Below are 12,642 nucleotides of genomic sequence, written 5' to 3' on the forward strand. Positions count from 1 at the left end.
ATATAAATTAGCTGTAGGGTGTGTTATGCCGTAGGCTAATGCACCTGGGATGCGCTCTGCGACAACACACCCTACATTAAAATTTCTTAACATAGCTGGAAATATTAACACCGACTTACTTATGATTTGGCAATTCCCTAATGTACAGCATGAGGTAATAATTAAAAATTACGAATTACGAATTACGAATTTATGAATTACGAATTATTCACATGAGACCTTATCATCAAATCCCAATTTTCGAGTGTGGTGAACCGCTAATTGAGATTCCTTTAGAATTATTTGCGGTGGAATCTCCTCATCCTTATGAAAAATTAGGTGCCCCCTATGGCGAACACTCTCCTTATTATCTCCGTCAAAGCGTTATTAAAAATTTGAGCCAAGCGCAAAATTATCTTGAATTGCTGCATCCTAACTGGCATATCCAAATTTTTGATGCTTATCGCCCGATCGCAGTTCAGCAGTTTATGGTAGATTACAGCTTCACTCAAGCAGTCCAAGACAGGGGATTAACTGACGTGGAGTTATCCCCAAACCAACGTCAAGAAGTTTGGGAAGCAGTTTATGCAATTTGGGCTGCACCAAGTTTGGATGAAAAAACTCCGCCACCTCACAGTACAGGTGCGGCGGTGGATGTGACGCTAGTAGATGATATTGGGCAAATAGTAAATATGGGTTCGCCGATTGATGAAATGTCAGAGCGATCGCATCCCGATTATTATGCCAATAATGACGACCCAGAATCACAAAAGTATCATGCTTACCGCCAGCTATTGCAAGACGTAATGTTAAAAGCAGGGTTTCAACGCAATCCCAGAGAGTGGTGGCATTTTTCTGTTGGCGATCAAATGTGGGCTTGGCTGAATAATCAATCCAATCCAGCCAATCCTGCCACAGCATGTTATGGGCGTATTGCATAGATACTTTCTTTATGCGTCTAAAGGATTCAGTTCCTTTAACTCGTCGGTAGTGTAAGTACCAATGGGAGTCCAAACTAGATAGGGAAGGAGTAACAGCGCCGCCATTAAAGAAATCGGCAAAACGCAGATTGCGAGGACAATGCCTGAAATCAAACCAACTAGCCCAAGAACTTCCCCAGCTTTGAGACTGCGAAACCTTAGCATTATAGGTATGTAGGCAACGGTGATAATTTCCACCAAAAGGTACAAAGCCATTATTAACCAAGTAATTGGGCTTCCGGGATTTTTTTCCCAGACAATATAAGCCGAAGCTGCACCGCAAATAAAAATCACAGTCCAGATGATTGGAATCAACGGCTCAAAAACTAGCCAACGAGGGCGACTTAAGTTTGCAAACCATTTAACATCACGCGGTGTAATAAAGAAACTACCAAGGGCGACGAAGAAAGTTACAGCCCCAATTATTATCCAAGATGGAATCATAATGACCTCAAGCTTTGTGTATTTTGTCAAGTCATACACTGCAAGTGTGACAATTTAGGGCATAGCTTTAATCATTCGTTGGTGCGAATCTTAGGCATCTTGAGGATTGAGACTGATCATCTGCCAAGTGGTATAAGTACCAATGGGACTCCAAAGCAAATAAGGAACCAGTAGCAATGCTGCCCAACCAGAAATACTTAAGATCGCAAGTATCAATAAAGCACTAATGATAAAACCTGTGCCTCCAAGAATTGTACCCACTTTCAGACTGCGAAGCCGAAACATTACAGGCGTATAGGCGATAGTAATTATTTCTAACAGCAGATATAAACCCATGATTAACCAGGTTGAGGTGCTTCCTGGATCTTTTTCCCAGACAATATAAGCTGACCAAGCACCGCAAATAAATATTACAGTCCAGATAATTGGAATCGCGCCCTCAAAAGTTAGCCATCTTGGTCGTTGTAAGCGCTTGAACCATTGGCGATCGCTAGGCGTAATCACGTTAGCGGCTAAAGCAACCAAGAAAGCCACGCCCCCAATCACCATCCAAGATTTAATCATGCCCGTTAGTCCTTTACAAGCGCTATCTATCGCTTAATATCACTCTTTATAGTGTAATTTTGTCAATTTAATTGCTATTTACTCATCATCCCTGAGTTTGAAACCTTGACATCGTTTGACAGGATTTTAAATTAGGGACTTGCAAAAAATAAATTATCCCAAATTATTTCTAGTAGGGGCGCAAGGTCTTGCGCCCCTACATTTCCGGAGGTCGCGCAGGGATGGGATATTTTTTAACTGGAAGTCCTTTATGGGCATTGCGAAGAGGTAGAGGTGAAAGAGGTAATTTTTCTCCCTCTTACCAATTGCCCCTAGCTAAAACTCGTTGTTTTGCGTAAGTCCTAGCGGATTATATTCTGAGCCTGAAAGAAAATCATCTTTTCGTCGCAGTATTCGCCAAAAATCACGACGAGCAGCTATGAACGATCGCTATATGCTTTCTGTGTTGGCTGCGGCTCTCTCAAACTCAGTACCTCTGCCATAATTCCCCTGTCAATAGGGTTTGAGACGCGCTAACCCTGAATGCCCAAACCTTTACTAGCAGTAGTTACTAAGGCGACTTTGCCACGGAGTTGCAAATCCATAATCTTGATTTTTGTTGTTTACAGTAACTTGAAGCCAAGATGATTGAGAACTTCACGCAAGCGATCGCGTCCTCTCAATGACTCAACAGTTGCGATCCTTTGGGCTGAGTGTTCTGACCAATCACCAGGGACATTCATCTTTTGTTCAGTATAGAATTCTTTGATGATCTCGTTGTAGTGAGCGATCGCTTCTTCTTGCTCTGACAATTTATAAGTTTCGCGGTGCAAAACGGCTGATTGTGGCAATCTTGGCTTAATCGCTGCTTCTACTTCCGGATTTTGATAGCCTACACACAGCCCAAATACAGCATAAACAGAGGAGGGCAAATTCAATATCTCTGCGACCTCTTGCGGGCGGTTCCTGATTCCGCCGATATACACTGTTCCTAAACCAAGTGACTCAGCTGCAACTGCTGCATTTTGCGCCGCCAAAGTTGCATCGATTGTTGCCATCACAAACATTTCCAAGTATTCCAGCGCATCATGAGATATGCCGCGACTGTCAGCAACGTAACTCAGACGCGCCAAGTCTGCTAACCAAACCAAGAATAAAGGAACCTGCTTAATATGTGCTTGGTTCCCCGCTAATTTAGATAACTCTTCTTTACGTTCTGGATCTTCAACTGCTACCACACTCCAGGTTTGTAAATTAGAGGAAGTAGATGCAGATTGGGCGGCTGCAATTAACAACTCCAGAGTTCCTGCTTGTAAAGGATCGGATAGATAAGACCGGATGGAACGATGAGATAATAGTGCCGTCAGAGAATCATTCCATTCAATTTCGGGATTGAAGGGAATTTCACCGTAGCGCGATCGCAGTAGTTCTATAGGATTAGTCATAATCAACTCCCAAATTTTCCGATATTTTATTACTAACACCAATTCCATCCGTAGAGGCATACATCCACACATGGTTATACCTCTACAGCAAATTCATGATTCTGGTCTAAATCTTTGGTGAGAATGCAGCATATTGCTCTTGCGTTAGCACTCCATCTTTGACATTAACTTGTTTAGGAATCAGCTTTAACTGATAATATGTATCTGCAACCTTTTGTTGTAAAGCTATCAGATTATCATCAATTGGTACAATTCCAAAAGTTCGTCTATTAGTAGCTTTTCTCATTGTTGCTATGTCAATTGCTAGCACAGATGATAGAGTTTGTGCTACCTCTTCTCGATGCTGTTTAGACCATTCTTCTAGGTTTTGAATTTCTTCTAAAATTGCCTTAACAGTTTGGGGATTTTCAGTGACAAATTTACGGGTTCCTAAATAATATCCTCCCTGTTTATTAATTCCTGTCCCATCAATCAGAACTCTGGCTTTAGTTGCCTCTTGAGCGGCTGCATAGAAAGGGTCCCAAATTACCCACGCATCTATACTACCCTTGACAAATGCAGCGCGGGCATCAGCAGGTGGTAAATATTTCGGTTCAATATCTGTATATTTTAATCCTGCTTTTTCTAAAGCTTGGACTAACAATAAGTGGGCACTAGAACCCTTTTGAAAAGCAACTTTTTTACCTTTCAAGTCAGTAAGTTTTTGAATTGAGGAATTTGGGGGAACAAGAATAGCTGAACCCGCAGGGCTAACAGCAATACCAGCCACATAAGTTAATGATGCTCCTGCTGCTTGGGCAAATATTGGCGGTGATTCTCCTACGTGTCCGAAGTCAATACTACCCACATTCATGGCTTCTAGCAATTGTGGCCCCGCCGGAAATTCGATCCATTCTACAGATATTCCATCTGGTGACAAACGCTTTTCTAAGACACCTTTGTTTCTCAGCAATATATTCGATTTTTGATAGCCAAATCTTAATACTGTGGCTTTACTGGAAGCAGAATTACTAACAGATGTCGCACTAGGATTAGAAGAACTAACAGTCGATGGCAATGAACAGGCAGCAAATAGCATACTCAGACACAGCCCTGTAACAAAAGCCCCCGTAATTGGCAAAGGAGAAGAAAAGAATAATTTGTGCTGGTTGTTAAATGGGATATTCCTGATTTTTACCAACGATATCCACTTGGCAATGAAACGGCGAAAGATTAGGTTAATCATCAAAATGATTTCTCTGAGTTACATAAATACTATAAACGTATAGATTTACCGGAGTATATAAATAAATTCAGGTAAATTTGACAAACCTTTGATCGAGGAAACAGGCATTGTGTTGGACGATGTTTTAAATCCCCATCCAACACCTGCCCTATTGCCTATTGCCTATTGCCTATTGCCTGTTGCCTTTAATAAAAAGAATGGAAAGTGGAAAAACTAATACTTTCTTACTTATTATCTTAGTATCAAAAAATATATTACTAATTCAGCAAATCAGGTTCTTCACGTACAATTCTGTCGTAAAGGGGCTGGAAACTGAACCACCCACTTATACGTGACCCCACTTGAGTTTGTGTCAAACGGGCTGTTTCGTGTTTGATAATAGTAGGTCTACCCGCAGCTTCTGCCAGCAGTTGGGCTTGGCACGATCGCTCTAAACTAATGTACCAAAAGGCTGCTTCATCTACCGTCTGTCCCACAGTTAAAATGCTGTGGTTACGGAGAATTATGGCTTTCTTTGGCCCCAAAGTTTGCGCCAGTCGTTGACCTTCAGAAGTTTCTAAAACCACACCTGTGAAATCGTCAAACAGCGCATGATCTTCGTAAAAAGCACATGAATCTTGGGTCAAGGGGTCAAGGAGACGACCTAAACTAGACCAGGCTTTACCATAAATTGAATGAGCATGAGCCGCCGCGATGACATCAGGCCGGGCTTCATGAATCTGAGAATGGATGGCGAAAGCTGCTCGATTTACTTCCGCATCGCCTTTAACTACCTCACCTTCTTTGTTAACTAAGATCAGGTCAGAAACTCGGATATGACCGAAATATGTTCCTAGTGGATTAACCCAAAAATGGTCTGTAAATTCTGGATCGCGAGCCGTAATATGGCCTGCGATTCCTTCGCTGAAACCAAATTTACCAAATAGGCGAAAGGCTGCGGCTAGACGTTGCTTGCGGTGCAGGCGTTCGTCTTCAACTCGCTCGAATACAGGGACTTGTGGTCTACTATACCTGGACATGTTCTTTTTCCTCTTCCTCTTTGCAGGGAGCGTTGGAATATCCAGAGCGAAAGGATTTGACGCTATCAGATTCTGGGATGAACTGGTGACGCAAGATACAACCAGTATCATTACCCAGAATATGAATAGATACAGATGCGCTCTGGGATGTAGTTTTGACGGCGTGGATATCACCGTCTGGGGGGAGAAGGCGGTAGATATCGCCTGGTTGAAGGCTACGCACTTCAGTTACTTGTAATTGTGCGTGTCCTTCAGTATCGCCGTTATCTACACGGCGGTAGACTGTTTCTTCTTGATTGCCTTTGTATAAACCAATCAGTCCCCAGGCTAAATGATCGTGTACGGGAGTCGTAGAACCTGGGGGAATCACCAAACTGAAGACTGACAGAGAACGATCTTTGGCGCGATAAAGTAGCCACTGACCTATACCACCACCCATCTTGCTTTCGGGATTAATTTGGGCAAACTTTTCAGATAGCCATTCCTGTTGGGCAAGCAACTCTTGAAAATAGGGTTCTAATCTAGTAAGAGTTTGTGTGCGATCGCCAGCAGGGATAGCGCTAATTTCACGCACTGTTGCTACAAAGGATCGTAGTTCCTGGCTCTCAATAAACCATTGGTCTTCTGGCAATGGTTCCAAGATGGTGTCGTTTGTCATCTATATTCCTCGGTTTGGGAGGCAACTATTAACTAATTTGTAATTCATAATTAAATTACGAATTACGTTAGCGTAGCGGTAGCGAGCCCGCGAGCGTCATTACGAATTACGAATTATTTTAATACTAGGGTGAATTTTGAAGCCAAGTTGCTCCAGTTTTAAATTAGATAAAGACTCCTTCAAAATGATAGTAAAGGGATATCGTTGAAACACAGTAGCTTTACCTTGTGACAATAGCAGCCTAGCATGGCTGATGCGTACTGGATACAATGGTTCTTGGTTGGCATCGAGAATGAATACTTTAGTCATGAAATTTTGAAATAATCAAATTATTTACAGCAGTCTTCAAATATTTGAGACGAAGAACGGGGAGTAGTTAAATTACTTGAAAAGATTCTAGGTACCTACTTTGTAGGAAGGCGAAGCACATCTGCGTTTCAAAACACTAAGGTATTAATCAGGCAAATCTCTACTAAGCAATGACAGCTGCTTGTTGCTCCCGCCGTTGCACTTCTGCCCGCACTAAGGGAATCACATCACGACCGTAAGCGATCGCATCTTCTAACGGATCAAATCCTCGAATCAATAGAGTAGTTACCCCCGCATCATAGTAATCTACAAGGGATTCTGCTACTTGCTCCGGCGTACCAACCAGGGCGGTAGTATTACCATAAGCACCAGTAGCGGCAGCAATTGGAGTCCACAAGCGCTTATCGAAAATTTCGCTTTCTTGGGCAAACTGTAATAAACGACTGGAACCCACTGCTTCGGGACGTGCTGAATTCAAGTAGGGAGTTAAGGGTGGTTGATTGTCTGTTTTTGCCGCCCGAATTTCTTTAACACGCGACAGAATTGAATGTGCCCGTTGCCAAGCCTTTTCCTCTGTATCACCCAAGATTGGCCGCAAAGATACACTGAACCGGGGCGATCGCCCCGGTGGTGTTACAGCTTTGACTTCACGTATCCGTTCTTTAATTGCTGCAATGGGTTCTCCCCACATAGCATAGACATCACTATGCTTTGCACCCACAGGTACTGCTGCACCAGAAGCACCCCCAAAGTAAACAGGTATATGGGGCTGTTGCAGAGGCTTCACATCTGAGTAAGCATCTTTCACCCGATAGAATTCGCCCTCATAGTCGAAGGGAGTATCACTAATCCATGTTCGACGCACAATATCAAGATATTCATCTGTCCGCCGATAGCGAGTATCATGGTCAAGCCAATCACCATCACGTTGTTGTTCAGCATCGCTGCCACCTGTAATAATGTGTACGGCGATGCGACCATTAGTAAAATGATCCAAAGTTGCTGTTTTGCGTGCAAAGAGCGTAGGAGCCACGAAACCAGGGCGATGAGCAATTAAAAACTTCAACCGTTCTGTTGCTGCTGCTGCAAACGATGCCACAGTTAAGCCATCGGGGCCAGTTGAACCATAACCAACCAGCACGTGATCAAAGCCACCATCTTCATGTGCCTGAGCAAACTTGCGAACATAAGCAGCATCTATGGAACCCCCAGTGATTGCAACTCTCGGCCCATCTAACTCAGATATTTGTCGCGTTCCAATCATTCCAATAAATTCAATTGGCATAGTGCATATCTTTAAAAACTACATTGGGAATGGGGAATTGTTCTGCATTTACCCTTTCTACTTAAATAGTTAGAGGTAAGAAGACACAGTGAAATTTCTGTTTCGGAATATTCTTTTTTTCAATACTTTTAATAACAGATCCTTGCTTACACCAGCTAGGTTAACAGCAAATTTTTTACATACAAATTGGGCAGGCTTACTCATAGAGGAATCGCTATTCATTGACCCGGATAGCGCTAATTAATAAGCTATAAAGGAATTTGATTGAGTGTTGGGGCAATAAAAATAATAACTTTTTGAACTGGATCAACAATTTTTTTATTACTCCTTTGATTAAAGAAAAGATAAGAATGAGAGTCTAAAAGTAAACTCCAGCACTCTCATTCTTACCACTCACTAGGGATTTTCAAGGATAGATCAGGCAATCTTGTGAAGTAATCTCACAATAATTCCTTGAATAGGTTTATTGTGCAGTTTTTTAGCTGTGATATTGATTCCGCAAGTACGGCAAATCGGTCGGATAACCGTTGAATTAGCTACAAGCAAAAATTATCACATACAAATTAAAAAAGCAATGGGCTAGCCCTTTCAAAGTAAGTAAAATTTTGGTCAATAAATTCCTCTTTCAGCTCTATACTCTGTGTCCTCTGCGCCTCTGTGGTTAAAAAATACTTTTAAACCGCAGAGGCGCAGAGAAGCCAGTGCGTTGGGGAGCTACTGCGGTCTTGGGGGTTTCCCCCATGAGCAAGTACCATCGGGTTCCCCGACTTGTAGCAACTGGCGCAGCGCTGAGAAAAGATAAGAGATTTTACGAGTTACCTTGAAAGGGAAAGCTATACTTTGATTCTTGGGAGTTCTATCAAAAGGGCGTAATTGCTTTTAAATACAAGGTTTTTTCTAACTTTGGATGCTCAAAATGAAGTTCTCTAGCGTGCAGATGTAAGCGACTAGTAACTGCATCGCATCCATAAAGGCGATCGCCTAAAATAGCAATCCCAAGTCCTCGCACATCAGCCGCATGAACCCTCAATTGATGGGTGCGTCCTGTTAATGGCGTAAATTCTACGCGGGTGTAATCTTGTTCTCTTACCATTACCTGGAAGTTTGTCAAGCTGGGTTTACCGTTTTGCCAATCAACTTTTTGATAAGGGCGATTTTCAGGATCTCCCCACAATGGCAAGTCAATTACACCTTGTTCAGCGATCGCAACACCTGAAAGTACGGCTTCATAAACCTTGTGAACCTGATGTTGCTGAAACTGCTGGCTGAGTTGCCGATGGGTTTGGCGATCGCGTGCTAACAACAAAATCCCAGAAGTTTCCTGATCTAGGCGATGCACAGATACAAGTGCCATACCATCTGGTAACAGATGACGTAAGCGGCTCAAAACACTATCTTGGCGATCGCTATAACGCCCAGGTACCGAAAGTAACCCAGCAGGTTTGTTTACCGCAATCAGCCATTCGTCTTCATAAATAATCGGTAAAGTGACCTCTTCCCTCCCAGGGAAAGGAAGCGGGGGGTTAGGTCTTAACCCTGAGAGCAAAAACCCCATCAATGGCTGACATCGTTCGATGCACGCTCCATAAAATTCTCCCGGAATTTTATCCTGATTTACTGAAGACGCACCCCACCAAAACTCTGCCATTGCCAGTGGTTTTAAATTATGTGTTGCCGCATAGTGGAGTAATTTTGGGGCACAACAGTCACCTGTACCAGTGGGCGAACCTCCTGGCATCAATTGCTGTAATGATAGCGATCGCCCCAAAAAATTAGTCAGGCTGTAGCTAGCCTGCATCTGAGCTTGTAATTGTCGGGATAAGGCTTTACGCTGTTGCTTCAGTTCGCTAATTCGCGCATCCGTTGCTGCAATTAACTGCTGTAGAGGCTGTAATACTTCATTTTGTTGGCGTTTAAGTTGTCGTCGCTCAATTCCTTGCTGACGACTTTCTTCGTCGAGTTGTTCAAGGGCAATAGTGAGTGTTTCTGGAGGGAGTGTATTGCAGATTTGTTGACGTTTTTCCTGTCGTTGGTGTTTGCAGTGACGATGGCGATCGCTCATTGCTTGCAACTGTCGCTCAAATTCATCAGATAGAGTTTCATACTGCTGACGTTCGGTTAGTTGCTTCAAACAAAGAATTTCCTGTTTAATTGCGTCCAACTCAGCTAAAGTGCGGGCTTCCTCTAAAGCAACTTCGTCCCGTCCTGGAATTGGTGGAACCCAACCTGTAACCAAACTGCAACCATTTAAAAGACCGGAAAAAGCTTTTAGTACCCGTTGTTCGCCATTAGGCAATTCAACCAACAGTACTCCATACATCTTACCTTCACGAGAATAACAGTCATTTTTGCTAAGTTGTTGCATAAGTCCGTGAGCGATCGCTTCAGACATTGAGGTGCGGGGTAATCTTAAGCGGTCGCCACTTTGGAGACAGCGCCCTTCGTACCAATAACTCGGAGATAAATCGCTGATAGCAAAATTGCAGTCGATGAAATCTGAAAGTGCGTGCAAAACTACCATACAAAGTATGATTGCAAATTTAGCTGCTCCTAATATTTTAAATTATTGCTTTCACTAAAATATATTACGAGTCGTGATGCGTAAAGAGTAAGTGCGATCACCCTAATTTGTAGTACTTAGTAGTTGTTATTCAGTAACACCTATTTGAGCGATCGCAGCTAAAAACCCAACCTTGAATGCAATACAGTTCAGTTAAGCATTTCTTCCTTCTCTTCCTTCGCGTCTTTCTCTACGAGATGCTACGCGAACGCGGTTCGTTAAAAAATAACTTTGACAAAAAGTTTTGAGCTTAACTGAACCGTATTGACCTTGAATGCACGAAATGACTCTAGAATTTAGCTAGTAGGAATCGATGAATCGCCCTCCGGTAGACTGTCTTGTTCTGGTGAATTATCTTGTGCTGCTGGAAACGGTTGTTCAGATGAGTTATCTTCTATGGGTGTAGATTCTGCCTCTTTTGTCATACCATGCTGCTCTTGCCCTCTAAGCCCAAGATATGTTGCAGCACTGATTCCTTGTAGTGTCAAAAGTGTTTCATCAAATTCCGGCATTGCCAGATTTTTAATGACCTCCCAAACAAAGAAAAGACCAATTGCAACTGTCCAAATAAATGTTTGGAAGCGGTGAAAGTTAACTCCATTAATATCCGATAAGATATCATAGAAAAAACCTTCAGAAACTCGTTGACTACCTTTTTTCTTTCTCTCATTCCCCTGTCCATCAATTAAGGAAGTACCAAACGCAGTTATAGAATTGATTCCCAATAATATTAGTGATTGTTGAGTCAAAATATTAGTATAATCCCCTGTTATGCCATAGATAATCAGGTAAGAACCAAAAATGAGAAATGTCCAAAAAGCAAGTTGAGATATCGATAAACTGAACGGGTTTCTGTTTAGTTTCTTTCTACCAAGAAAAAATTGAGCAATTCGGCTTTTTCGATCTTCTTTTTCAAGTTCTGCCTTTTCTGGAATCAACAATTCTTGGCCACCAATCACCTCTTTTTTAGAGTAAACCCCTTCTATGCCAGGGCTACGAAGAGTGCTTCGGCAATACCTAATGAATATTAATACAACAGATAGCACTAGAAGCAGACATAGCCAAAATCGCCAGGATAACAGAACTATTTTTAATTGAGGAGGTGATAGAGGATTGCTCACCGGAATCGCCAGTTTTCTGGGACAGCCTACCCCCGCTATTACGTTAATACTGTATCTATTTGCCTGGCCAAGAAGCGTATTCCATGCAGCTTCAGACGAATCAGTACGTTCAAGCCGAAAAGCTAACCAATTATCATCAACAATTTTTTGTTGATCTTTACCCGGAACCATAACGATAACTGGTTCTCCGTGAACATCCTCTAGTTCATAACCATCCAGGTACAACACTAATTGTCGAGGATCGAATGAATTGTTGGCATTAGCTGTTGTATTTTTGGTGGCTGCTGATAATCCATCAACCCTTACCCTGATGCGATCGCCCATCTTAACTAAATTACGACCATTATCGGCAATGACTTGTTGAGTTTTCAGTCCAGGAGGCACTGAACATATCTGAGACGATGCAAAATTTACAGAAGGGCCATCTGAACTATTTTGAGCAATTGCTGCAAAGTTGATAGAAACAATCAACAGAAAGACCAACAGAAAAATAGCAGTAAATCTTTTAACATTTTTATACATCGCTCGGTATTCCACCAACAGTGATTACTATGTCGGTAGTGTAACCATACTTGAGTCATTCCGTATATTAAAAAATTTGTCTGAAAAATAATACCTCTGCCAAAGAGAGGATCAAGAGAAAGGAACCGGCACTTTTGTCTTTTTGTGTGATTGCATGGCGGCAGTCACGCATCATAAAAGGTATTTATTATTACTAGTGAGTAGGCAACCTCTTCCGATTAAGGGGAAAAGGTTTGAATTTACCCCTTCCCCAAGCGATATGTTGCCAAATTTAAACCGTCAATGTAAAACCCTTGAATGTCGCATCCAGAATATTATTACCTAGAAGCTTAACTTGAATTCCTCCAATGACTACCGCCATAACTGCCTCAGATACTTCGCGTTCTTCAACTTGAATGTCAGGCTGCAAGTCAATAATTGCGATCTTGGACATATTTTTTTGCTTAATATTTTCTAAATTCCAGCAAAATTTTCATCTAATTAACTAACAAGCTCATCAACCAAAAGTTATAAGTCCAATGTTTCCAAGTTTTTTAAATAGACATTAGTGTA

Annotated in this window: 12 protein-coding genes; 1 reads left to right on the forward strand and 11 read right to left on the reverse strand. The window is 42.1% G+C overall.

Annotation, left to right across the window (positions count from 1 at the left end):
* The first annotated feature begins 212 nt into the window (after positions 1–212).
* On the forward strand, positions 213–920 hold the full coding sequence (locus GNF10_RS14650; protein ID WP_185583095.1) for a M15 family metallopeptidase: 708 nt from the start codon (positions 213–215) through the stop codon (positions 918–920).
* 9 nt (positions 921–929) lie between these two features.
* On the opposite strand, the gene GNF10_RS14655 is transcribed toward GNF10_RS14650, so the two are convergent.
* The 11 genes from GNF10_RS14655 to GNF10_RS14705 all read right to left on the reverse strand — a co-directional run bounded on the left by GNF10_RS14655 (position 930) and on the right by GNF10_RS14705 (position 12,523).
* On the reverse strand, positions 930–1,403 hold the full coding sequence (locus GNF10_RS14655; protein ID WP_185583097.1) for a TspO/MBR family protein: 474 nt from the start codon (positions 1,401–1,403) through the stop codon (positions 930–932).
* A 90-nt stretch (positions 1,404–1,493) separates the two neighbouring features.
* The gene (locus GNF10_RS14660) at positions 1,494–1,967 is read right to left on the reverse strand and encodes a TspO/MBR family protein (protein ID WP_185583099.1); all 474 of its coding nucleotides are present in this window, start codon (positions 1,965–1,967) and stop codon (positions 1,494–1,496) included.
* Between the two features lie 602 nt (positions 1,968–2,569).
* Entirely contained in the window at positions 2,570–3,391 is an 822-nt protein-coding gene (locus GNF10_RS14665) for an NADPH-dependent oxidoreductase (protein ID WP_185583101.1), read from the reverse strand.
* 106 nt (positions 3,392–3,497) lie between these two features.
* Positions 3,498–4,616, reverse strand: a complete 1,119-nt coding sequence (locus GNF10_RS14670) for a sulfonate ABC transporter substrate-binding protein (RefSeq protein ID WP_185583102.1) — start codon at positions 4,614–4,616, stop codon at positions 3,498–3,500.
* Between the two features lie 257 nt (positions 4,617–4,873).
* Positions 4,874–5,635 (reverse strand): class II aldolase/adducin family protein, encoded by a 762-nt coding sequence (locus GNF10_RS14675; RefSeq protein WP_221643406.1) that lies wholly within the window; start codon positions 5,633–5,635, stop codon positions 4,874–4,876.
* Complete coding sequence (locus GNF10_RS14680) at positions 5,622–6,293, reverse strand: cysteine dioxygenase family protein (RefSeq protein ID WP_185586690.1); 672 nt, start codon at positions 6,291–6,293, stop codon at positions 5,622–5,624. The genes GNF10_RS14675 and GNF10_RS14680 overlap by 14 nt, the downstream gene beginning before the upstream one ends.
* 99 nt (positions 6,294–6,392) lie before the next feature.
* Positions 6,393–6,602 (reverse strand): RRXRR domain-containing protein, encoded by a 210-nt coding sequence (locus GNF10_RS14685; RefSeq protein WP_012407403.1) that lies wholly within the window; start codon positions 6,600–6,602, stop codon positions 6,393–6,395.
* A 163-nt stretch (positions 6,603–6,765) separates the two neighbouring features.
* Complete coding sequence (locus tag GNF10_RS14690) at positions 6,766–7,887, reverse strand: LLM class flavin-dependent oxidoreductase (protein ID WP_185586689.1); 1,122 nt, start codon at positions 7,885–7,887, stop codon at positions 6,766–6,768.
* 859 nt (positions 7,888–8,746) lie between these two features.
* On the reverse strand, positions 8,747–10,408 hold the full coding sequence (locus GNF10_RS14695; RefSeq protein ID WP_185586688.1) for an RluA family pseudouridine synthase: 1,662 nt from the start codon (positions 10,406–10,408) through the stop codon (positions 8,747–8,749).
* A gap of 335 nt (positions 10,409–10,743) precedes the next feature.
* Positions 10,744–12,090, reverse strand: a complete 1,347-nt coding sequence (locus GNF10_RS14700; RefSeq protein WP_185586687.1) for a hypothetical protein — start codon at positions 12,088–12,090, stop codon at positions 10,744–10,746.
* 271 nt (positions 12,091–12,361) lie between these two features.
* The gene (locus GNF10_RS14705; protein ID WP_185586686.1) at positions 12,362–12,523 is read right to left on the reverse strand and encodes a hypothetical protein; all 162 of its coding nucleotides are present in this window, start codon (positions 12,521–12,523) and stop codon (positions 12,362–12,364) included.
* Positions 12,524–12,642 lie beyond the last annotated feature (119 nt).

Source organism: Nostoc sp. UCD121, assembly GCF_014222285.1.
Lineage (GTDB): Bacteria > Cyanobacteriota > Cyanobacteriia > Cyanobacteriales > Nostocaceae > Nostoc.

What these genes read in the sequence shown, in the direction of transcription:
- GNF10_RS14685 (WP_012407403.1), bottom strand. Translation starts at nt 6,602, where the DNA reads ATGACTAAAGTATTCATTCTCGATGCCAACCAAGAACCATTGTATCCA.
- GNF10_RS14655 (WP_185583097.1), bottom strand. Translation starts at nt 1,403, where the DNA reads ATGATTCCATCTTGGATAATAATTGGGGCTGTAACTTTCTTCGTCGCC.
- GNF10_RS14680 (WP_185586690.1), bottom strand. Translation starts at nt 6,293, where the DNA reads ATGACAAACGACACCATCTTGGAACCATTGCCAGAAGACCAATGGTTT.
- GNF10_RS14690 (WP_185586689.1), bottom strand. Translation starts at nt 7,887, where the DNA reads ATGCCAATTGAATTTATTGGAATGATTGGAACGCGACAAATATCTGAG.
- GNF10_RS14670 (WP_185583102.1), bottom strand. Translation starts at nt 4,616, where the DNA reads ATGATTAACCTAATCTTTCGCCGTTTCATTGCCAAGTGGATATCGTTG.
- GNF10_RS14665 (WP_185583101.1), bottom strand. Translation starts at nt 3,391, where the DNA reads ATGACTAATCCTATAGAACTACTGCGATCGCGCTACGGTGAAATTCCC.
- GNF10_RS14695 (WP_185586688.1), bottom strand. Translation starts at nt 10,408, where the DNA reads ATGGTAGTTTTGCACGCACTTTCAGATTTCATCGACTGCAATTTTGCT.
- GNF10_RS14660 (WP_185583099.1), bottom strand. Translation starts at nt 1,967, where the DNA reads ATGATTAAATCTTGGATGGTGATTGGGGGCGTGGCTTTCTTGGTTGCT.
- GNF10_RS14705 (WP_185586686.1), bottom strand. Translation starts at nt 12,523, where the DNA reads ATGTCCAAGATCGCAATTATTGACTTGCAGCCTGACATTCAAGTTGAA.
- GNF10_RS14700 (WP_185586687.1), bottom strand. Translation starts at nt 12,090, where the DNA reads ATGTATAAAAATGTTAAAAGATTTACTGCTATTTTTCTGTTGGTCTTT.
- GNF10_RS14650 (WP_185583095.1), top strand. Translation starts at nt 213, where the DNA reads ATGAGACCTTATCATCAAATCCCAATTTTCGAGTGTGGTGAACCGCTA.
- GNF10_RS14675 (WP_221643406.1), bottom strand. Translation starts at nt 5,635, where the DNA reads ATGTCCAGGTATAGTAGACCACAAGTCCCTGTATTCGAGCGAGTTGAA.